The 22,050-nt window shown below is 47.7% G+C and carries 15 protein-coding genes; 14 read left to right on the top strand and 1 reads right to left on the bottom strand.

Features of this window, described 5'->3' with window-relative positions:
• Positions 1 to 524 precede the first annotated feature (524 nt).
• The 13 genes from PP769_RS00075 to PP769_RS00015 all read left to right on the top strand — a co-directional run bounded on the left by PP769_RS00075 (position 525) and on the right by PP769_RS00015 (position 19,442).
• Positions 525 to 2,495 carry a cytochrome ubiquinol oxidase subunit I gene (locus PP769_RS00075; RefSeq protein ID WP_312643657.1) on the top strand — a complete coding sequence of 657 codons (1,971 nt, stop codon included), beginning with the start codon at positions 525 to 527 and terminating at the stop codon, positions 2,493 to 2,495.
• 67 nt (positions 2,496 to 2,562) lie between these two features.
• Positions 2,563 to 3,876 (top strand): nitric oxide reductase, encoded by a 1,314-nt coding sequence (locus PP769_RS00070; protein ID WP_312643653.1) that lies wholly within the window; start codon positions 2,563 to 2,565, stop codon positions 3,874 to 3,876.
• 45 nt (positions 3,877 to 3,921) lie between these two features.
• Positions 3,922 to 4,890 carry a c-type cytochrome gene (locus PP769_RS00065; RefSeq protein WP_312643651.1) on the top strand — a complete coding sequence of 323 codons (969 nt, stop codon included), beginning with the start codon at positions 3,922 to 3,924 and terminating at the stop codon, positions 4,888 to 4,890.
• Positions 4,891 to 4,903: 13 nt separating this feature from the next.
• Positions 4,904 to 6,775 carry a c-type cytochrome gene (locus PP769_RS00060; protein WP_312643648.1) on the top strand — a complete coding sequence of 624 codons (1,872 nt, stop codon included), beginning with the start codon at positions 4,904 to 4,906 and terminating at the stop codon, positions 6,773 to 6,775.
• 64 nt (positions 6,776 to 6,839) lie between these two features.
• Complete coding sequence (gene mobA, locus PP769_RS00055) at positions 6,840 to 7,460, top strand: molybdenum cofactor guanylyltransferase (RefSeq protein ID WP_312643645.1); 621 nt, start codon at positions 6,840 to 6,842, stop codon at positions 7,458 to 7,460.
• Between the two features lie 4 nt (positions 7,461 to 7,464).
• Positions 7,465 to 8,544 (top strand): glycosyltransferase family 9 protein, encoded by a 1,080-nt coding sequence (locus tag PP769_RS00050; RefSeq protein ID WP_312643642.1) that lies wholly within the window; start codon positions 7,465 to 7,467, stop codon positions 8,542 to 8,544.
• Between the two features lie 68 nt (positions 8,545 to 8,612).
• Positions 8,613 to 10,394 (top strand): arginine--tRNA ligase, encoded by a 1,782-nt coding sequence (gene argS / locus PP769_RS00045; RefSeq protein ID WP_312643640.1) that lies wholly within the window; start codon positions 8,613 to 8,615, stop codon positions 10,392 to 10,394.
• A 31-nt stretch (positions 10,395 to 10,425) separates the two neighbouring features.
• On the top strand, positions 10,426 to 11,601 hold the full coding sequence (gene tgt, locus PP769_RS00040; protein ID WP_312643637.1) for a tRNA guanosine(34) transglycosylase Tgt: 1,176 nt from the start codon (positions 10,426 to 10,428) through the stop codon (positions 11,599 to 11,601).
• A gap of 41 nt (positions 11,602 to 11,642) precedes the next feature.
• Positions 11,643 to 11,966: a preprotein translocase subunit YajC gene (gene yajC / locus PP769_RS00035; protein ID WP_312643635.1), complete on the top strand. Its 324-nt coding sequence runs from the start codon at positions 11,643 to 11,645 to the stop codon at positions 11,964 to 11,966.
• Positions 11,967 to 11,985: 19 nt separating this feature from the next.
• On the top strand, positions 11,986 to 13,620 hold the full coding sequence (secD, locus tag PP769_RS00030; RefSeq protein WP_312643632.1) for a protein translocase subunit SecD: 1,635 nt from the start codon (positions 11,986 to 11,988) through the stop codon (positions 13,618 to 13,620).
• A gap of 156 nt (positions 13,621 to 13,776) precedes the next feature.
• Entirely contained in the window at positions 13,777 to 14,697 is a 921-nt protein-coding gene (gene secF, locus PP769_RS00025; RefSeq protein ID WP_312643629.1) for a protein translocase subunit SecF, read from the top strand.
• 102 nt (positions 14,698 to 14,799) lie between these two features.
• The gene (locus PP769_RS00020; RefSeq protein WP_312643626.1) at positions 14,800 to 17,985 is read left to right on the top strand and encodes a PAS domain S-box protein; all 3,186 of its coding nucleotides are present in this window, start codon (positions 14,800 to 14,802) and stop codon (positions 17,983 to 17,985) included.
• Complete coding sequence (locus PP769_RS00015) at positions 17,982 to 19,442, top strand: sigma-54-dependent transcriptional regulator (RefSeq protein WP_312643624.1); 1,461 nt, start codon at positions 17,982 to 17,984, stop codon at positions 19,440 to 19,442. Before PP769_RS00020 ends, PP769_RS00015 begins: the two co-directional genes overlap by 4 nt.
• Positions 19,443 to 19,517: 75 nt before the next feature.
• Here the strand turns inward: PP769_RS00015 and PP769_RS00010 are convergent, their stop codons facing one another.
• Positions 19,518 to 20,612, bottom strand: coding sequence for a WD40 repeat domain-containing protein (locus tag PP769_RS00010; protein ID WP_312643621.1), 1,095 nt, complete (start codon positions 20,610 to 20,612; stop codon positions 19,518 to 19,520).
• 254 nt (positions 20,613 to 20,866) lie between these two features.
• Here PP769_RS00010 and PP769_RS00005 point away from each other — a divergent pair, with 254 nt between their 5' ends.
• A complete protein-coding gene (locus PP769_RS00005; RefSeq protein WP_312643619.1) occupies positions 20,867 to 21,865 on the top strand; it encodes a hypothetical protein in 999 nt (332 codons plus the stop codon).
• The last annotated feature ends 185 nt before the right edge of the window (positions 21,866 to 22,050 follow it).

The raw sequence follows: 22,050 nt of genomic DNA, 5'->3' as shown, positions 1-22,050 counted from the left end.
GATCAATAAATGTTTGAATAGCACGAAAAATCATAATGTGTCAATGAAGTTTATTAGGTGAAATCGTTTAATTTTTTGAATGCGAATTAAGCATAGGGAGGAATTAAGATGGGGGATTCGACGGCTGTCATAAGGGAGTCAACGGAGTTAGAGACCAAGATAGGTAAAGCCATTTTTTATCTGACATGCGCGGTAAGTTTGTGGTTCTTTTATTGGTTTGCCGGTATTCAGTGTCCCTGCTAAAAAATCATGACTTCTAATAAGGTAGTCAATCATTTAATACTTTTAGCCCCAAGGAGGAGCGCATGCAGACAGCTCTGTATGTCATAGTTTCATTGGTCATTTGTTTTGTATATTTCCAGGCACTGGATTATGTCCTGATGGATGCCCAGGGACTCGACTATTTTTACATGTTCCGATAGTCAAAAAATCTATGAGTTTGGAGCTTAAAATTTAGATTTAGACGGTATATTAAGTAATTTTGATGGGTTTAACTCAACACGTTTTCACAAGGAGGTAGGTCAATGGGTCGCCTGTTCAATCAAATGACCCGGGGGAAGAAAAAGTTGTTTGCCGTATCGGCCTTGATGGTGATGGGCTGTCTGCTGTTGTTGCCGATTTTCCTGTCAGTCACCGCCGTGGCAGGTGGGGGTGGTGCACCGGCTGGTGGTCCTCCTCCGGAAGTAGTTGCCGCGCAAAAGGCAGCAGGTGAGGAGGGTGAAGCGGAAAAGGTGGAAATGGGCCGGGACGTTTATTACAAGACCGAAGGTCCAGCCATTGGGATGCCTGCACCGGTAACGGAAGACAATGAAACATTTTACCCTCGGTATAACTTTGAGAGTCGTGTCCTTCTTTGGGTGGCCAACCAGCAGCATCTTTATTATGGAAGTTTTGTGTTGGCGGTACCAATCTTTTGCATGTGTATCGAATTTGCCGGGATGGTCAGTAAAGATAAAGCCATGGCCAAAAAATATGATCAATTGGCTTATGATTTTATTAAGATCAGCCTGACTGCATATTCTTTAACCGCCATTCTTGGTGGGATTTTGATCTTTACCTTCCTCACGCTCTATCCGGCCTTCTTTGGATATTTATCCAGTATTTTCCGGCCGGTCATGCACATCTATGCCTTAACGTTCGTGGCGGAAAGTGCAACCCTCTACATTTATTATTACGGTTGGGACAAGATGCGGGAAGGTGTCTTGAAATGGGTTCATCTCAGCATGTCCGTCATCCTGAATGTGATTGGGACAGTGTTAATGTTCCTTGCCAATTCGTGGATTGCATTCATGATGTCACCGGCTGGAGTAGATGAGCAAGGACGTTATCTTGGAAATATCTGGCACGTGATTCATACGGCGCTGTGGAATCCTTTGAATGTTCATAGAATTCTCGGAAACATGGCCTTTGGTGGTGGTGTGGTGGCAGCCTATGCAGCTTACCGTTTCCTTTCTTCAAAAACAGATGAAGAGCGGGCTCATTACGATTGGATGGGCTACATCGCAATGAGTTTAGGTGTAGCATTTCTCATCCCATTGCCCTTTGCGGGTTATTGGTTGATGCGTGAGGTATATGCCTACCGTCAACAAATGGGAATCACCTTGATGGGTGGGTTGTTGGCTTGGTTGTTTATTATTCAAGCCACCATGATCGGAATCCTGTTCCTGACCACCAATTATTACTTGTGGCAAGCCCTCGGACGGATGACCGGTGGTGAACGTTTCCAGAAGTATATTAAGTATCTCGTGTTTATTTTAGTTGTTGGTCTTCTGGTTTTCATTACGCCACATACGATCGTCATGACCCCGGCCGAATTGAAAGCTATGGGTGGTCAACAACATCCGGTTCTGGGTAATTATGGTGTTATGTCGGCAAAAAATGGGGGCATTAATGCCATTATTATGACGACCGTTTTAAGCTTTATATGGTACCAGCGAGGGAACAGGGTACCAACAGTTAGCTGGGCCAAATTTGGCAATATTTTTATGGGATGTTTTTTCATCATAGCCCAGCTAAACAATGTTTGGTTGGCTTGTTATGGGTATTTCATTCCTGCCAACGTGCGAATTGGGTTGTCGGTGCCTCAGGTGGCCGGAACATTGTCATGTTTGCTGTTAATGACGCCACTGAATCTTGCAATGCTAAAAAATGGAAGACAGTTGGGACCAATTAGATGGGGACAAATTCCCCCGCGTTCCCAATATGCCATCATCATGTTGGCCACAGCATTCACCTGGATGATGGGATTGATGGGCTATATCCGTTCTTCGGTGAGATTGTTCTGGCACGTCAACGAGGTCATGCGAGATAACTCTCCATGGGCGTATACCCATACAATCGGGTTTGCGGCCAACGTTATTTCGTTTAACGTGTTATTTTTCTGGATCAGTATTATGTTTGTCTTTTGGTTGGGAACTCTTGGTGCGAAAAAAGTACCGGTTCCTTCGCCGGCAGGGCAGCCAGTTCCATCTCCTCAGTCTGCAACTGGTCATTGAACGAAAAATACAATTACAAACAATCGTGGGGCTGCAATAGGCAGCCCCCAAGCTGGAGGATTGCACTGTGGTTGAGTTATTGGGACGGGCCATAGAAATGGGTTGGCCAGTATTGCTGATGCTGGTTGGGTTGTTGCTATATTTCCAGGCAACAATATCTGATCCTGTAAAAAAGAAACGGGCGAGTTTCCAGACGATAGTTGGAATTTTCTGTGCATTTTTGGCGTTTATCGCCATTTCAAATTACGTAGATAATTTTGAAGGGAACAGCGGTTTATTGCCGGTTTCTCTGGTCATGATTACCATCATGACTTTCGTTATGGGGCTTTACTTTCCCAACATCAGTGCACTGATGAAAATTGGAGGCTTCATGTTCTTTGTGGCAGCCGCTCTCTCTGGATATGGAAATTGGCTGCCTCAAGTCGAGGGTGGATTTCCTCCTCCTGTTGTCAAGCTGGACTTCCAAAGTATGTCAGCACAGCAACTGGGTGATGAAGGGGAAAAAATTATTTTCGGTGGAATTGGCCAAAGTAAAACGCAAGGGGCCATCGGCAAAGGCCAATGCCCATTGTGCCATGGATTTCAAAAAGGCTTTTTGAGTGAGCGTGCCCCGAATCTCTATGGAATTCCCGATACGGCCCCTGAGAGATTAAAAGAACCGAATTATCACATGAATAATCCTGAGGCACGTACCACTGAACAAAAGGAAGCTTTTCCAGGGTCAGGAACGGCAACGAATGCTCAAGAATATATCGCCGAGTCCCATGCATGTCCAAGCTGTTTTGTGGTGACTGGTTTTGGTGTGAAGGGGTCGAATGACACGGTAAGCCCCATGCCCAAGATTCACAAGCCACCGATATCATTGACTTTGGGAGAATTGGCCGCGGTGGATACCTGGATATACACCCGGGAAGGGAAAGAACCTCCAGCTTATGATGAAATCGTCGCATCATATGAAAAATTTATTCCGGAAGCAGACCGCCCCGCGGCAGGTGGAGAAGAAGAAGCTGGAGGAGGTGGTGGAAACCTTTTGGCGGACGGAAGCGAGCCATACGACAAGCTGTTTATGAAAGCCGGTTGTCCGGCCTGCCATACCATCCCAGGAATTGAAGGTGCCACGGGAAAAGTCGGTCCTCTCCTCATGGAGGGGTCGAATGCCCCAAATCGTCTCAAAGATCCAGGTTATCAGGGTAAAGCCAAATCACCCAAGGAGTACATTACTGAATCGATATTAAACCCAAGTGCCTATGTTGTGAAAGATTTTCCGGACAATCAAATGCCAAAAGATTTTGGCGTAAGATTGACAGGCGGGGCTCTCAGTAAAATGGTTGATTATTTGGCACAATTAAAAGAAGGCCAACCTTTACCTCCAAAAGAATAAGGAATATTAATTTAGGGGACAACCCTTTATAAGGAGTAAGGAAGAATGACGTGGCTTAAACTAGTTGAAGGCTACATGCCGATGCAGATGATTTCAGAGTTGGCGGTCTGCATCCTTGTATTTTCTATTATTAACTATTCTCTTAAAAGAGCAGGCATAGGTTTGCCCAAGTTTTGGGCAGGTATCTTTGTCTGGTGTTTTGTGAATTTGTTCTATCTCAAGTATCGAATCTATCCGCCCATTCCCTTTAGTGTGAGGGCCATTTATGGGACGGTTTCAGCTTGCGGTATTTTTATGTGGGTGTCGGGTTCACAGCAGGAGTGGGAGGAGTTTAAGCGTCCTATCATAAATGTTTTGGACGCCAAAACTGGAATGACTAAGTTCATTCGAACAGCCTTATTGATTTTGCTACCAATCGGGCTTTGGGGGTTTGCCTACAATTCTTTCCTTCCCAGCTTTGATGAACCCATTGAGTTGAGAACCGTGCATCCAGCCCCACCGGCGACAACAAAAGTGCATGGAAAAACGTATGTATTGCAAACTGCCTCGAATCCCTATCGAATTAATCCAGAGGGGAAATACGATCAGGCATACAGCAATGCTCATATCGTAAGTCAGGATATGGGACGTTTAATGAAGGATGTAAAAAATCCGGAAGATAACCCCTGGGATCCCAATGCTAAGGGGTATATTAAACATGTTCGGGAAGGGGGAGAGATTTTTTTCCAAAATTGCCATTTCTGTCATGGGGATAATTTGAACGGTCGCGGCCTCTGGGCGTTTGCCTTTAATCCAATTCCTGCCAATTTTACAGATGCCGGGACCATTGCTCAGCTTCAAGAAACCTTTGTTTTCTGGCGGGTGGCTAAAGGTGGAATTGGGCTTCCTGGTGAAGGATTCCCATGGGCATCCGTCATGCCCCCGTGGGAACAGCATTTAACGGTTGATGAAATTTGGAAAGTCATCATGTTTGAATACTGGCACACCGGGTATTACCCGCGTACTTGGGAATAAGGAGGACGCGGACATGAATGAAATTCAAATCGATACTGGACACTTTGAAAAGAGGATGGTCATGAACGAAACCAATACAGCCGGATATGGTAGACGTGGCCTAGGAGCATGGCTTCTGAGTTGCGGTCTCCTTTTTGGGGGGCTCGGCTTTGCTAACACGTCCCATGCGGAAATGGCGGAAGGATTTGCCGAGGGGAGCCGTCCTGCTCCACCATCTGCCGAACAAGTTGAAGCAGGGAAGCGAGTGTATTTCACCAAATGTGTTTGGTGCCATGGCGTTAACGGGGCGGGAGACGGTCCGGGAGCAGATCGACTTTGGCCCAGGCCACGTAATTTTAATGCAGGTACTTTTAAAATCCGTCATACGGCCAGCGGTGAATTACCTCTCATTGACGTGGATTTATTTCAAACTGTGACACATGGATTGCCGGGATCGGCTATGCCTTCCTGGGAAGGTATTTTGACTGAGGACCAACGCAGGGATGTCTTGGCCTTTGTCACGACCGAATTGGTTAAAGATCGTAGTTGGCAAGATACCGAATTTGAAGAATTTCATGTGTTGCAATTGGATAAAATTGAACCAGTTCCTCCTACGGCAGAATCGGTGAAGCGTGGATCCGAACTTGTGAAAGAAATGAAGTGTATTGAATGCCATGGGTTGGAGGGCCGCGGAGACGGGAATGCATTCAACCTCAAGGATGACTGGGGTTTTTCCATTCAACCTGCCGACTGGCATAAATGTTGGAATTTTAGAGGTAGCCGGCAGGATGCCTATAATGTCAAGAACATTTTCAGGACATTTTCTACGGGGGTAAGCGGAACGCCTATGCCTTCGTTTGCCGATAATACTACCGTCGAGGATAGATGGCACATTGCAAACTATGTAAACCATCTTTGTGAAAGGGATAAGGACGTAGATATTGCCGGCGGGAATGTGACGGATGAAATCGCTGCCGAGTTAGTAGCAGCCAAACCCCGGTCAATCGATCCTTTAACGGATAAGCCCAAAGTCGATTTCGTTGTTCCTTCGAAATTCGTTGAGGGGGAGTTACCCGTTGACGAGCACGACGAACGGTGGGACCTGGTTGATCGTAGGATCGTGGCAATGGGGGGCCAGATCACCCATAAGCCACGAAACTTCGTAACCAGAATTGACGATGTGTGGGTTCAATCGCTCTACAACGAAACCCATATTTCGTTTATGTTCCGTTGGGATGACAGGACAAAAAGTGTCCAGCAAGATGAGGTAGACTGGGAGCCCTATGAGGTAAATCTTGGTGATTATGGAATAGAGGAGCAGCCTCCCGGAGGCTCGAAGTTTGCTGATGATCCTGAACATCCTGAATCTATCGCTGCCAAACAAACTGCCTATCAGGTTTTTAATGATGGGCTTGCCTTCCAATTGCCGATAAAATGGCAGGAATTGCCTGCACCTCGGAAACCAAGATATTTCTGGGGCGATGAGGGATTTCCCGTGGACATCACCAAATGGACGGCTGACGGGGAATTGAAAGCCTATCAAGGTACAGGGTGGGATGTAGATTTCGATGATCGTGACGATTTCACCGAACAATTAAAAACGGTGAAAGCCGAGTGGAAGGATGGAAGATGGACTGTTATCGTCACCAGACCACTTAAAGGTGACTACGAAGAGGATGCCTACATTGAATTGGGAAAATATATTCCTATTAATTTCTTCGTGTGGGATGGTCACAATGGGGACGTAGGACGTAAGATGGCAGTTTCCGCTTTCTATTATCTGGTGTTAGAGCCACCGATTGAAAAGGAAACATATATTTACCCAACGCTGGCCGCTATTGGGTTGGTCCTTGTGGAAGGGTGGATTTTGACCCGGCGGGCCAATAGGCGTAAAGGTAAAGTCTAACAATGTTGTAAACTTCGGAATTCTCCGAAAAAATGAAGGGGGTGGGCAACCACCCCCTTTTTTTATGACCAATATACAAAAAATTACAAACATTTCCGCAGTGGTCCTGGCTGGCGGGAAAAGCCGGAGGATGGGAAAAGATAAACGAACCCTCGAATGGGGAGGAACTACCTTTCTTGACAAAGTTTGTCTCACTATAGGGGAATTATTTGATGAGATAATACTGGTGACCGCAATAGAAGATTACCCTTGCGGGCATCTCCCTGTTCGATTAGTGACTGACGCCATTCCCCAAAAAGGCTCATTAGGTGGAATATACACCGGGATTAAGGAAGCATCTTATTCCTCCGTTTTTGTGGTGGCTTGCGATATGCCATTTTTAAATCCTTTCGTTATTTCAAGGCTTTGTGCTCTTCCTGAAACTGATGTGGTAATGCCCAAACTTTCGACAGGATATCAGCCTCTTCATGCACGATATTCCAAACGATGCTCCTTCATAATGGAGAAAATGATTCAGAAAGGGAATCTTCGAATTCAAAGTCTGATTCAGGACCCATCCCTTTCCATTCAAATTGTTGAGGAACCGTTATTCGAGGACATCGATCCACATGGGTATTCTTTTTTGAATATCAATACACCCGCTGATTATGAATTTGCCAGAAAAGCTGATGCTCATTTGAAGTAATGGTATGTCCCTTCCACCTCACAATTTATTGATTGTCCACCCTGGCGCATTAGGGGATGGCTTGTTGGCCCTGCCCGCTATTCGGGTTTTACAGGCTACCTTTCCCAGCCACCGACTGATTTGGTTTGGCCATAAGGAATTAGGTGATGTACTTGTGGATGCGCAGGAAGTTCATCAGTCCTATTCTTTTGATAGGCTAAAGTTTTTGACATATCGAGGGACTAATGATCCCCCTCAGAAAAATTTCCTGATGATTATGCGCCGTTGCGATAGAGCCATAGGTTGGTTGGAGGACACAGAGGGTATTTGGCGAAGTTGGTTGAAGGCTGCGGGAATTCAAAATTGTATTCTTCGGTCACCTCATGACAGAACATTGGTTAACCATCATATGGTTGATCGGTATGTGGAAATACTCCAACCGTGGGTTCAGACGACACAGGTCCTCCGTGACAAAGAAATAAACAGGAGTGTTACAGGTCCTCTTGTTTTGCCTCAATCACACTCGCGGAGACTTTCTAAACCTATCAAGGAGCCACTTATCCTTCTCCATGCTGGAAGTGGCAGTCGATACAAATGTGCCTCTCCGGCATTATGGGCGAGCATTGTCAAAGGCCTGATGCTGGCAAATCCGAAATGGAATATTTGTCTTGTAGGTGGACCTGCAGATAATGATTCCCTTCGAAATGTGCAAGGCCTACTGACTCACCTTGAATATGGCATTTTGGCAGGAATGGATCTGCTTCAGATAGGGCAATATTTACAACATGCCAAATTGTTTATTGGGCACGATTCCGGTTTGTCGCATTTAGCTGCAAGTTTTGGCGTGCCTTCGGTATTATTGTTCGGCCCCACTGATCCGGAAAAATGGGCGCCGCGGGGAACTCATGTAGCCGTAATACGAAAATTCTGTCATTGCCTAGGGAAGGCGGCCATTGCGTGTTGTACGGATATGCCGTGTCTTTCTTTTTCCCAAAGGGAAGTTCTCGCAAATGTTGAAGACGTGTTAAGTGGTATAAAAGCGTCCGTGGCCTGCCCACGCCTCGAGTGTGTTGATGAAACGTTTACGGTGCCTTGCCTTGGCTAGAATGCTGTGTTACATTCGCCGCGGCTATTAAAAAACCCATATATTCTGCGTAGATAGGATATCTCACCGTGGAGAAATTTCTCCAAAACCAAGTCATTGAGGCCATCGCGGTTATCCTGGACAAGGTCAGGGATTCCGGGGAATTAAGTCTGGACACGATTCCAACCATTGTCGTGGAACCTCCTAAGCGACCGGAATGGGGGGATTTTTCTTCTAGTGTCGCGATGACATTGGCCTCACAAGTTCGACAATCGCCTTTGAAAGTAGCCGAACTGTTGGCGACAGGTCTTCGCTCCCAGTTTTCAGATGTATTCGTCCGCGTTACCGTTGCCCCTCCAGGATTTTTAAATTTGACTCTCCATCCCCTCAGGTGGATTCAAGTTTTACGGATGATTCAGGACAAGGGACCGTTGTATGGCACCAGCAACATCGGGAAAGAGAAACGTATTCTCCTGGAGTTCGTGAGTGCGAATCCGACTGGGCCCTTGCATGTCGGACATGGACGAGGAGCGGCATTGGGGCAGGCCATGGCTAGGCTATTGGCATCTGTCGGATTTAAGGTTTCCCGTGAATATTATATTAACGATGCCGGTCGTCAATTACAGTTGTTGGGCCGGTCCGTCTATGCCCGCTATCGAGAGCATTGGGGAAAACCGTCATCCTTTCCCGAGGATGGCTATCATGGAGACTATATAAAAATTGTGGCTGAATCTGTGGCGAAGACCCATGGGCAAACCTTACTGGATGGCTCATCGGATGAGGCCGAAACGCTCTGTGCTCAATTGGCCAGTCAGACGCTTCTGGATCGAATTAAAGAAGATTTGGGTACATTTGGTGTTGAATTTGACTCCTGGTTTAGCGAGACATCCTTACATACGGCGGGTCTTATCCAACAGTCGTTGGACGAACTCCGGCAAAAGAATCTGCTCATAGAAGAGGATGGTGCCTGGTGGTTTCGTTCATCTCAGTTTGGGGATGAAAAGGATCGTGTGGCTCAAAAACAGGATGGGAGCTATACCTACTTAGCGGCCGATATGGCCTACCATCGACAAAAATTAGACCGTGGCTTTGATACGTTAATAAATATTTGGGGTGCGGACCATCATGGATATATTCCAAGGATGGGAGCGACGGTTCAGGCGTTTGGCTTTGCCAAGGAGGCCTTGCGAATCGTCCTGGTACAAATGGTGAGTCTGCGACGTGGTGGTCAAAAAATTGAGATGTCAAAACGTGCCGGTGAATTTGTGACCCTGCGTGAGGTGATTGATGAGGTGGGTCCAGATGCCGCCAAATTCTTTTTCCTGATGAGAAGGGCCGATACGCATTTGGATTTTGATCTGGAATTAGCCAAACAACAGTCTTCCGACAATCCCGTCTTTTATGTTCAGTATGCGCATGCGCGATTGGCCAGTCTCTTTCGAGTGGCGCAGGAACGCCAAGTACCCCTTCCGACTGTCCAGGATGTCGATCAGGCCTTGTTGATCCAGGATGAAGAGTTAGGGCTGATTAAAACGTTGGCACAGTATCCTTTTGTGGTTGAAAACAGTGCAATGGCGTTGGAGCCCCATCGGGTCACGTTTTATCTCCAAGAGCTTGCGGCCCAATTGCATGCCTACTACAACAAAAATCGGGTCCTTCCCTCATTGGATTCTGAGAGGAACACCGGGGATACGGGAGACAGCAGTAAACTGGGGGCAAGTGAGCATACTACAACGTTGGGTCAGGAGCGCATCTATGAAAGTATTTCGCCGGACTTGACCGCTGCTCGCTTAGCCCTGCTTCGGCAAGTCCAGACGGTCATTGGTAATGGGCTGGCCATCCTGGGAATTTCCGCGCCGGAGAAAATGTAACGTGTATGGAGGTTAAGCATACGCAGAGATAATGTCTAAAGAACCATCCACTTCACAATCAGGTCCCAATCGTTTTCATATTCAGCATACGTTGCCTTCTGGTCGCGCGAGGGTTGGACGACTTTTAACCTCCCATGGTGAGATCGATACTCCTGCCTTTATGCCGGTTGGCTCACAGGGGACGGTCAAAGGACTGGACCCGGATGAAGTCCGCGAATGCGGGTTTCATATGGTTTTGGCAAATGCCTATCATCTATTTTTGCGACCTGGGCATGAACTCATCGAATCTCTGGGAGGGCTTCATGCTTTCATGCAATGGCCCGGAGCGATTTTGACCGATAGTGGTGGCTACCAGATGGTGAGTCTGGCCGATCTTTGTGAGGTGACCGAGGAGGGGGTTGGCTTTCGTTCTCATATCGACGGTGCGTGGCATTTACTCTCACCGGAAAAAAGTATGACCATCCAGGTTGCACTTGGCTCCGATATTATGATGGTTCTTGACCATTGTCCGACTTTTCCTTGTACCGAACAGCAAGCACGTGAGGCTGTGCAGCGAACGACCAGGTGGGCTCAGCGATGCGCTGCGGTACCGAGAAAAGAGCATCAGTGGTTGTTTGGGATTGTTCAGGGCGGAGTCTTTGTCCAATTGAGACAAGAGTCGACTCAGGAGTTGGTCAATTTGAATATGGATGGCTATGCCTTGGGTGGATTATCCTTGGGAGAAGAAAAGCCCGCAATGTTGGCGATGATCGAGACGGTGATTGACCAGCTTCCACCCGGTCGTCCCCGCTACTTAATGGGAGTTGGGCTTCCTGAAGATATTGTGGAAGGGGTGGCTCGGGGGTTGGATTTATTTGATTGCGTTATTCCGACCAGGCATGGGCGCACCGGTTGGCTGTTTACCTCGACAGGGAAGGTGTTGATTAAACAGGCTCGCTATGCCCGTGATTCCAATCCCATTGATGCCGAATGTGGGTGTCCGGTCTGCCAACGGTTTTCCAGAGCCTATTTGCGGCACTTGTTTTTATCGCATGAAATGTTAGGCGTACGTCTGAATACGATCCATAATCTTTGGTACTATGGCTCGCTCATGAAGGGGCTACGACAAGCCATTAGCGCGAATCAGTTTGACGACTACCGGAAAGATTTTTACCGCCGACGCGATTGTGACACGAGTGAAACGCTCATTCAGGAAATATCGACCTGATCGAATGGGTTGGCCACAGACACATTTTAATTGAGGTACTTATGAACCTAGATTCCTATGCTTGGGCTCAAGCCGGGGGAGCCGGTCCGGATTCCTCCGCCGGCTTATTATCGCTCATTCCTTTTCTTCTGATTTTTGTGGTGTTTTATTTTTTGCTAATTTTGCCGCAACAACGTCGGCAAAAAAAACAACGGGAATTGTTGGATAGCCTAAAAAAAGGCGATAAGGTCATTACGTCTTCGGGAATTTGGGGAACCGTGACCAATTTGGATAAGGAAACGGCTACCCTACAAGTCGCGGATAATACAAAAATTCGGTTGCAACGCGATCATATCGCGAGCATCCGTACGTCGAATGAATCATGATGGATCAAGGGGTAGATGAATGAAAAAGCTTCGTGGGAGGTTGTTTCTCCTTTTTGTGGTCACGGTGGTGTCCGTCATCCTGGCCCTGCCTTCGTTCCCAGGGCTGTTCCAGTCGTTGCCTGATGGGGTCAAGCGGGTATTAAGTCACCGTGGGCTTTCGTTGGGTCTCGATCTTCAGGGAGGCATTCACCTGGTTTTGGAAGTCGAAGAGGAACGAGCGGTCGAGATTGCCGTTGATCGAATTCGTAAGGCTGTTGAGGATCTGCTGAAGGACAAGGCGATCGTGGTGGAGGGTGTTCGTCGTGAGGGGTCGAAGATGATTGTCATCACCCTTCAACAAGAAGCCGAAGGGGAGAAAGTCCGAACGCTGCTCGATGAGGCTTTCCCGAACTTTGAGTCGCACAATCCGTCCGGAACGCGTTTGGTATACGAACTTCGCTCTACCGAGGTGGATCGAATCAAAACCTCAGCTATCAACCAGGCTCTTGAAACCCTCAGAAACCGGATTGATGAATTTGGGGTTGCCGAACCTCTTATTCAACGATTGGGGCTCAACCAAATTGCGATTCAATTGCCTGGGGTCAAAGACCCTCAACGGGCTAAAGATCTCATTCAAGAAACGGCTCTTTTAGAATTTAAATTGTTGGAGGAGTCCAAGGCCGCATTGGATTTACCGCCTCAAGTCGAAAAAGGCCAAGAGGATACGGTGAGGAAGACCTTAGAAGGAAAAATTCCTGATGGGGCAGAAATTCTCTTTGAAACGGCGATCTCGGAACCGGATGGTCGGGCGTATAGTATTCCCTATCTTGTGAAAAAAGATGCCGTTCTCACCGGCGATGTGTTGCAAGATGCGCGCGTGACGATTGGGGATTTCAATGAGCCGATTGTCAGTATTACCTTTGATAGCAAAGGGGCACGAGAGTTTGATGAGCTAACCGCTGCCAACATCGGTAAACGGATGGCGGTGGTCCTGGATGGGAAGGTGTATTCGGCGCCCGTTATTCGAGATCGCATTAGTGGCGGCCGGGCGATCATTGAAGGCACCTTTACCACTGCAGAAGCGAATGATCTGGCTGTGGTGCTCCGGGCTGGTGCGTTACCGGCACCGTTGAAAACCTTGCAGGATTTAACCGTGGGACCTTCTTTGGGACAGGATTCAATTGAGAAGGGGTTACGAACAACGATTATTGCCGGGACGCTGGTCCTCATTTTTATGATTGTGTATTACCGGCTCTCCGGTCTCATCGCTAATATGGCGGTGTTTCTCAATTTAATCTGTTTGCTGGGAGCTTTATCAGGGCTTAATGCCACTTTAACTTTACCAGGCATTGCCGGAATTATTTTGACCATTGGAATGGGAGTCGATTCCAATGTGTTGATATTTGAGCGAATTCGAGAGGAGCTTCGGCAGGGCCGTCCCGTTCGTTTAGCCGTAGATAGCGGGTATAATAAAGCCTTTTTGACGATCGTAGATTCCCATGTGACGACCCTGATTACGGGGTTGGCGCTGTTTTTATTTGGGACGGGACCTATTAAAGGGTTTGCAGTAACCTTGTGTTTGGGAATTGCTATTAACTTGTTTACGGCGTTGGTGGGAACGAAGGTGGTATTTGATTTCCTGAACCGACGAAAGTTGGACTCGCTCAGTATCTAATGGGTCGCCTTGTTTGAGGCGAAAGTAATTGGTTGAACCTTGGTGGTTGAGGGGAGGCAAGGCGCGGCCTTTTCAAATACGAGGATCGATTAAGAAAGGGCGTTATCGCAAGCACAAAGACAGGGGATATTCTTTGGGGAGGAGAAATTTTTGGTCATGATGGAAATTCTTGGGAAAACAGATATTGATTTTATGGGAAAGCGGAACATTGCTTTCGCGGTATCGGGCATTCTGGCTTCTCTGGGATTGGTGGCCGTTATCGGAATTTTGTTTGGATGGGCAAATCTGGGAATCGATTTTGCGGGGGGGACGGCGGTTCAGCTTAAATTTGATAAACCGCTCCTGATTGCTGAGGCCAGAAAAGCCTTGGATGCGCATGGATTGGGTTCCGCTGAACTTCAGGAGTTTCCCCAGGACCAGAAGCTCTTGATTCGTGTAAAAACCGAAACCACGATCGAAGAAGGAATCAGTGAAAATATCATTCAGGCTTTTCAAGCTGAATTTCCTGATCACGGATTTGTAGTGGATTCGAGTACTTCAATAGGACCCACAATTGGAAAGAAACTGCAAGAGGATGCCTTGATTGCGGTCATTCTTTCCCTGGCAGGCATTATCCTCTATGTCGCCGTTCGTTTTGAGTTTCGTTTTGGGGTGGCTGCAGCCATTGCCACATTTCATGATGTTCTGGCGGTGTTGGGGATTTATTTTCTGTTGAATACAGAAATTACGCTGCTGGTGGTGACGGCGCTATTGACCCTGGCAGGGTATTCTTTGACCGATACCGTTATCGTGTTTGACCGGATTCGGGAAAATCTTCGTCAGAGGAGACGGGAAACGACGACGACGATTGTTAATAATGGAATCAATCAGGTCTTAAGCAGAACATTAATTACAACACTGACGGTGGTTCTGGTCTTGGTGCCCTTAACCATATGGGGAGGGGAAGTCTTACATGATTTTTCATTGGCCTTACTCTTGGGGGTCATGGTTGGGACCTATTCTTCAATTTTTGTCGCAAGTCCGCTCCTGTTACTGTGGCCTGGTGGAGAGGGAAAGCTGCTAAGCCGAGGTAAATAGTCGTCCTTGTTACCGTTTCTTGACATCAAGGAAAAAGGAGTACCAAAATGTAGAAAATCATAGGAGTTAGATGTTTTTTATGGATTTTGCGATGTTACCAAATTGAAACGCTTTGGGTTTCCCCTCCAACTAAAGGGCAAGACGATTCTGGCGATGGTGCTGGTTGGTCTTCTGCCCCTTATTCTTTCTCTCCTCCTCACATATTTTGAAGAAAAGCGTGCACTAAGGGAAGCCGCCGGTATCACCATGAAGGGGATTGCGGTGGAAGTGGCTCGTAAAGTCGAGACCCAGATTGTTCGTGGAATTAATGAGGCGCAACAGCTGGCCACAATTCCCTTTATTCGAAGTGCCATCATGAATTCGAACCGAAGTTATGCTGATAAGAATCCAGACGAAATTCAGGCTTTAATTCAGCAGTGGCAGGAAAGTTGGCGGGCCCAATCCAAAAAGGATGAGTTCCCGGTTTTTCTGAACAAATATGCTACCGACTACCTGATTCAATGGCACGCAATTCGAAAATCGGATTATCTCGCGATTGTTGTAGTAGATACGCAGGGGGCATTGGTGTTGAGCTCTTTTCCACAAGTCAATTTTTTCCATGGAAACAGTCTCTGGTGGGAGGCCGTGGTTCAACATCATGATGCCCAGGCGTTTGTGAGTGATTTGTCATTTGATCCAGGGTTTGGGACGCATGTCCTGAATGTTGGCGTCCCGATTTGGGATGATCATCGACAAAACGTCGTGGGAGCTATCAGTATTCTTCTGAGAAGGGATTCGTTATTTCGGTCGATTTCTGAAGTGGCCGCCGGGAAAACCGGTCATGCCATGTTAACCGCATCCGATGGAATGCCGATTCTCTGTCCCGCGTTTTCTTTGGAAGAGCACGTGATGCCCCCGAATGTGGTCAGTGCGTTTCAAGAAGGTGGAGTTGGGTGGTTGGTGGCCGATCCGGATTCCCATGGTATGCCGAATGCCATTGTTGGCTATGCTCCTCTTCATTTGGGGATGCCATTAGCTCCAGAAAGTTTTGGTGGGAAGTCCTGGCATATGTTAACCAGTCAAGATTCTGCCGAGACGTATGCACCACTGGATCAATTATTAAGTAAGGTCATCTTCTATGGAATCTCTGTTTTTGTCATCTTGTGGGGAGCAGGAGTCGTGGTTGCTGGCCGGATCGTGAAGCCCATACAAGCCTTATCGCAGGGAGTTGAGCAATTTGGAGGTGGGAATCTTTCGGAAAAAATTGCGATCCGTACCGGTGATGAAATCGAACGCTTGGCTGATACCTTCAATGCCATGGCGGACAATCTACAGCATTCGTTTTCTGAGTTGAATCAGAAAGTGGATGAAATTGGGCGATTGGAGCAGAAATATCGTGATCTCATTGAGAATGCTCCGGAAATGATTCATCAATTAGATCCCGCAGGGCGGTTCGTCCATGTCAATACGACTGAGTTGCAAAAGCTGGGATATTCGCTTGTCGACATGCTTGAGATGTCGCTCTGGGATATTGTCCCGGCGGAACAACAAGAGGGGGTGCGGGCCTATGTCCAAGGGCTGGCCTTGGGTGGGGCGCGCTCCATAGAAACTGTTTTTCGTACGCAATCACGTGAAGTGATGGATGTGGAAATTCATTCAACGACGCTGATGGATCCGGGAACCCATTCAGTGGTGTATTCGAGAGGATTTGTGAGGGATATCACTGCCCGAAAGGCTCTGGAGCGTGAAGTTGAGCGATATACCACCCAATTGGAAGGTATTGTCGCCGAACGAACCCTACAACTGTCTGACTCAGAGGCGGGCTATAAGGCGTTATTTAATTTGGCTGCCGATTCAATCTTTGTGGTTGATTCGGAAGGCCGTATTTTGGATGTCAATGCGCGTGAACGGGAAATTCTAGGGTATGTCCCTTCTGATTTAGAAGGCGCGTACTTTGTGAAGCTTGTTCCTCCGGCATTCCAGAGGATCAGTCAGAATTTGTTGGAACGAGTCAGTGGTGAAGAGTCAAAGGTCCCCACGACAGAGATTGAGGTTTATGACCGGCAAGGCATCATGAAGTCCATGGAGATGGACCTGGTTCGCATCGATATGGGTGGAAGAGCCTCAATCATGGTGCAGCTGCGAGATATTACCGAGCATAAAAAGCTGGAAGCTGAACTGCAACGATACAATGAGGTCCTGGAAGATAAAGTCTCAGAGCGTACCCGGGAAATTGAGCAAGCCAAGCTGTACATTGAAAGTCTGTTAGAAAATGCCAATGACGTGATTTATACCTTGGACGTTGATTTACGGTTTACTTATGTCAATGGGAAAGTTGATGCATGGGGATATCGAAAAGAAGACTTGATTGGAAAACCGTATCTCTCGTTACTCTCCAAGCGGTATCGTGGACGGTATTTGAAAGAAACATTGGATCTTGGGACAAAGCAAGTCTACGAAGTAGAGGTGGTCAGTCGAGAGGGAGAGTTGCGGTCGGTTCTGGTTAGTGTAGCCCCGCTTCTCAATGATGAAGGCGTTTACACAGGAGTATTAGGTATTGCCAGGGATATCACGGAACGGAAGCATTTGGAACGCCAGGTGCAGAATTCTGAGCGTTTAGCCTCCATTGGTAAGCTGGCCGCCGGGGTCGCACATGAAATTAACAATCCGTTAGGGGGAATTTTAAATTGTTTATATAATATTCGAAAGGGAACGTTGACGCCCGAACGATCCCAGGAATATTTGCATTTTATGGAGGATGGATTGCGACGCGTTCAACGCATCGTTCGGCAGCTCCTGGATTTTTCCCAGCAACGTGAACCGGAATTAGCCATGACAGATCTTCATCAAATTTTAGACCGGGTTCTGGTATTGACCGAGCATGTATTCCTGGTCAAACATGCCACTCTGAGTAAGGACTATGATGAGACACTGCCGATGGTGATGGTCGATGCGCATATGATTGAGCAGGTGATTATGAACTTAGTCCTGAATGCGGTTCAGGCACTTAAAGAAGGTGGCCAGGTGACATTGCGTACCAGAAAGCAGGAAGAAGGATATGAAATTGAAGTGGAGGATACCGGGTGCGGAATACCTCAAGAGATTCGCCCTCATATTTTTGATCCCTTTTTTACGACGAAAGGGACCGGAGAGGGGACCGGGTTGGGATTGTCGGTGAGTTTGGGAATTGTGCAGCGGCACGCAGGTGAAATGGTGGTTGACAGTGAAGAGGGAAAAGGTACTCGTTTTACCATTCGCCTGCCCTTGGTTCGATCGCGTGCGGGGATTCCTGTAAAGGTAGGCACATGACTCACGGTTCCGTCCTGATAATTGATGATGAGCCCTTGATGCGAGTCTCTATGGTGGATGCGCTGAAGGCTATCGGTTATGTGGTACAGGAGGCCAGTTCCGGGTTGGAGGGACTCGAGCGGTTGCGGACTTCACGGTTTAATTTGGTCATTACTGATTTGCGATTGCCCGGTGTGGATGGGCTGCATATCGTGAAGCAGTGCCGGGAGCAGTGCCCCGGCACGGAAGTAATTGTCATTACGGCACATGGTTCCGTTGACACGGCTGTCGATGCGATGAAAAGCGGTGCCTACGACTACATCACAAAACCCTTTTCTATGGATGAATTGTTGTTGAGTGTGCAGCGGGTTTGTGCGGTGGTGGCTCTTCGTGAAGAGAATCGGGTGTTACGGGATGCGTTGGAAAAGAAATTTAGTTTCCAAGGGATTGTGGGAAAAAATGAGCGGATGCGGCAGGTGCTGGAGAAAGTCAAGTTAGTCTCGGCCACTGACGCGACCGTTTTAGTGGTCGGGGAAAGTGGAACGGGAAAGGAATTGATTGCCAATGCCATCCATACCAATAGCGCCCGCCGAAACCATGCCTTGGTCAAAGTCAGTTGTGCCGCACTCCCGGAAACGCTGTTGGAGGCTGAACTGTTCGGGCATGAAAAAGGGGCGTTTACGGGGGCCCTCCGGCAACGGCAGGGGCGGTTCGAACTTGCTCATCAGGGAACGCTTTTTTTGGATGAAATTGGGGAAATTTCCCCGTTGGTCCAGATTAAATTGCTTCGTGTTCTCCAGGAACGTCAATTTGAGCGCGTCGGGGGAAATGACACGATTGAAGTGGATGTGCGATTAGTATGTGCAACGCAGAAGGATTTGCGGAAAGAAGTTGAACAAGGTCGATTCCGGGAAGATCTCTATTATCGATTGAATGTGGTGCCCGTTCAGCTTCCCCCTCTCCGAGAACGTCGAGAAGATATTTTCATGATCGCCCAGCATTTTTTGGAGACGATGTCAGGTCGAAATCACCAAGAACCCAAAGCCTTGTCACGTCAAGCTCGCGAGGTATTATTGCAGTATTCTTTTCCGGGGAATGTCCGCGAATTGGAAAACACTATTGAACGGGCGTTAGCATTGGCACAACACACTCAAGAAATCCAGGTTTGGGATCTCTGCGGACAGAGTCGATGTCCATATGCGGGAGGGGAACCGCAAAAAGGATGCGGGTTTTGCGGGAATCTTGAGGGCAGGAGAGGCGTGAAAAATGGGGCGATGGAGACATTGGCCGAAGCCCGGGAGCATTTTGAACGGGGGCATATTCTTGAAATACTCAATCGAACAGGGTGGAGTCGGCTGACGGCCTCGAAGGTTTTAGGATTATCGAGAAAAGGGCTTTGGGAAAAATGTAAACGGTATGGAATTGTGCGGGCATGCGACGACACGAACTCTGAGAGTGGCGATGAGAATGAGGGTTGAAAGGGCAGCCCTTCTAGGAAGAAAGAGAGCTGCCCTGAACATTCGAAGCTAAGGATTGCTGTGACGGGAAATAAATTATTCCCCACCCTCCCAGAGGGTGATGATCCGGTCATTGCCAGCTGTGGCGAGGTATTTCCCATCAGAAGAAAGAGCAACTCCCCTGACAGGGCCTTTGTGCGATCGAAGCGTTCGGAATTGACGGCCGGTTTGGATGTCCCACATTTTGACGGTCCCATCATCGCTGGCGCTGATAAGCACCTGGCCATCTTTGGTCACAAGAAGATTTCTGACCCATTCAGAGTGACCTTTCAACGTGCGGCGTTCTTCCATGGTCGGCATGTCCCAGAATTTAATCGTACAGTCACGACTTCCTGAGATCATGGTGCCCCCGTCAGGGGTAAAGGTGAGGGCCCCAATCCAATATTCCATGGGTTTTTGAAATCCGCCTTGATCATCTACGTAAAAACCTCGATTTTCGGTCTCTTCGTCATCGGCCTCATCTCTCCAATGGCCGTTGTGTACAATTTTTTCTTCCCCGCTTGGCAAAACCTCATAAAGCTTAATTTTCCCGATATCGGTGCCGGCCACTAGGTGAATGCCGTCAGGTGAAAATGCTGTGCAGACACTCCAATTATGGTCGTATTGATCTTTACCAAGGAGCGTCATGAGTTCGGTGCCTGTGGTCACTTCCCAAATTTTAATGTCTTTATTCTGTCCCGCCCTCGCGAGCATGAGCCCGTCTGGGGAGAAGGAAATACTGCATACCGCATGGTCATATCGAGTAAAAAGTAACCGGAGAGATTCTCCCGTTTGAGGATTCCACAGCCGTATGGTCCTGTCCTCACTTGCAGAAGCGATTATTTGGCCATCAGGGCTATATTTGACTTCTCGAACGACATGTGTGTGCCCTCGTAGGGAACGAAGAAGGCGGCCGGTCTCAATATCCCAAATTCGGATAAAACGATCGTTCCCTCCGCTTGCTAATGTCAGTCCATCAGGGGAGAAGGCGACAGCCCATATCTCTTGTGTGTGACCACGGAATGACTTCAGTTCCCTGATACCGCCTTTCCAATAGGCTAGTGAATCGATGAGTGGCGGAGGCTGTGAATCAGGAGTATGAATGAACCCGGGATTAGAACTCAGTGTGTCTGGGCTTGTGGGCTGGGTCATGGAATTCCTCGCTTCGGAAACAGATTGACATCAAATGGATCGGTTAAACGGATTCAGGAATGGATGAATGGGATTCTCTTGCCAAAAGGGAAAACGCATTCCTATAATTCAACTAGTTATGATACTAAACGGCGCTTTTCGAGGGAGTCAAGGTAGCTACCTCCCAAATTATTGTGAATTTATTATTACGGTGATCACCTTCCGAGAAACAAAACTCGTCTGGTGGTGATCTTGCGGTAAACGGAGGTTTGCTCATGGAAATTCGGTTTCAACCCGCCCTCCTTCAGGAGGTGATTGATTCGTTTGCTGAAAAAACTGAGCGTGAAGGGGACCCGACTTATTTTAACGAATTTCATGAGTTTGCCGATCCCATTTACGAGAAGTTTTCCCTTGATGACCGTGATCCGGAGTTCAAACGCCTCTATCAACATTTATTCGCTAAATGGGGGTTTGCCGAAATTCTTCGTGATGCTTTTGATGACTTCCCGGTTTTGCGAGATAAAACTGGGATTGTGTTAGTGCGAGGCGTATTGAAAGAAGATCAGGAAGGGGTTGATGTTCTTCGGAAGTGGGGAGTGGTCGAAGAAAAACTTGCTCGCCAATTTGAAGAGGCCGGGAAAAAAGGGGTGGGGATTAAATTGATCCCTCGGCGATTTTATGATCCAGCCATTACCCGTTACCTGCGACATGAGTTAACGCATATTTCTGACATGTTGGATGAGGCTTTTGGTTACGATCCTGACACAAAAGTGGGGTTGAACCCTGGGGAAGAACATCTGATTTTAAATCGTTACCGTGTGCTGTGGAATCTTCATGTTGATAGCCGGATTGCCCGAACAGGCAAGGAGCCGATGTTTTCCAAGGAATATCGGTTTCGTGAGTTCCGTTCTTGGTATCGAAAAATTCCTCCCGGTCAGGTGGAGTCCGTATTTGAAGGGATCTGGCAGACGGATTATCTCACTCATGCCGAATTAGTGGAAATGGCTTCAGATACGATACGAGTGATTGAGAGAGCCATTGAGGTTGAGGACAGTGAGGTGCCGGATGTGCCAACGAAACCCATGCTCCTCCCGGGGTTTCCGTGTCCTCTTTGTCGATTCCCAACTTATACCTGGGTAGAAAACATGGATGAGACGCTCGAAGGTTTTGTCTTAGATTTTATTCGCGAAAATCACCCAGGATGGGATGTGGAATATGGAGCCTGTGACAGATGCGTGGAGGTGTATAAGCTGCGGGCCTCCGGAGTGGTATAAATTCAGAAAAACACCTTTCCTCGTGTCCCATTGGTTTTATTGGTTTATAGACTATTGAAAGCGTCGTAATGTCGGACTCCCATCTGCCAGACCAGTCTTCGTCCAATCCGATATTAGGTCGAAGAATGTTTCTTCGACAGTCGGCCATTTCCATAGGCGCCACAGTTCATGAATTCGTAAAACAT

Origin of the sequence: Candidatus Nitrospira allomarina (genome assembly GCF_032050975.1) — a bacterium.
Lineage (GTDB): Bacteria > Nitrospirota > Nitrospiria > Nitrospirales > UBA8639 > Nitrospira_E > Nitrospira_E allomarina.
Note: the sequence above shows the minus strand (reverse complement) of the source record. Positions and strands in the feature narration are given on the sequence as shown.

What these genes read in the sequence shown, in the direction of transcription:
- PP769_RS00015 (WP_312643624.1), top strand. Translation starts at nt 17,982, where the DNA reads ATGACTCACGGTTCCGTCCTGATAATTGATGATGAGCCCTTGATGCGA.
- PP769_RS00005 (WP_312643619.1), top strand. Translation starts at nt 20,867, where the DNA reads ATGGAAATTCGGTTTCAACCCGCCCTCCTTCAGGAGGTGATTGATTCG.
- yajC (WP_312643635.1), top strand. Translation starts at nt 11,643, where the DNA reads ATGAACCTAGATTCCTATGCTTGGGCTCAAGCCGGGGGAGCCGGTCCG.
- secF (WP_312643629.1), top strand. Translation starts at nt 13,777, where the DNA reads ATGATGGAAATTCTTGGGAAAACAGATATTGATTTTATGGGAAAGCGG.
- PP769_RS00050 (WP_312643642.1), top strand. Translation starts at nt 7,465, where the DNA reads ATGTCCCTTCCACCTCACAATTTATTGATTGTCCACCCTGGCGCATTA.
- PP769_RS00075 (WP_312643657.1), top strand. Translation starts at nt 525, where the DNA reads ATGGGTCGCCTGTTCAATCAAATGACCCGGGGGAAGAAAAAGTTGTTT.
- PP769_RS00010 (WP_312643621.1), bottom strand. Translation starts at nt 20,612, where the DNA reads ATGACCCAGCCCACAAGCCCAGACACACTGAGTTCTAATCCCGGGTTC.
- PP769_RS00060 (WP_312643648.1), top strand. Translation starts at nt 4,904, where the DNA reads ATGAATGAAATTCAAATCGATACTGGACACTTTGAAAAGAGGATGGTC.
- tgt (WP_312643637.1), top strand. Translation starts at nt 10,426, where the DNA reads ATGTCTAAAGAACCATCCACTTCACAATCAGGTCCCAATCGTTTTCAT.
- mobA (WP_312643645.1), top strand. Translation starts at nt 6,840, where the DNA reads ATGACCAATATACAAAAAATTACAAACATTTCCGCAGTGGTCCTGGCT.
- secD (WP_312643632.1), top strand. Translation starts at nt 11,986, where the DNA reads ATGAAAAAGCTTCGTGGGAGGTTGTTTCTCCTTTTTGTGGTCACGGTG.
- PP769_RS00065 (WP_312643651.1), top strand. Translation starts at nt 3,922, where the DNA reads ATGACGTGGCTTAAACTAGTTGAAGGCTACATGCCGATGCAGATGATT.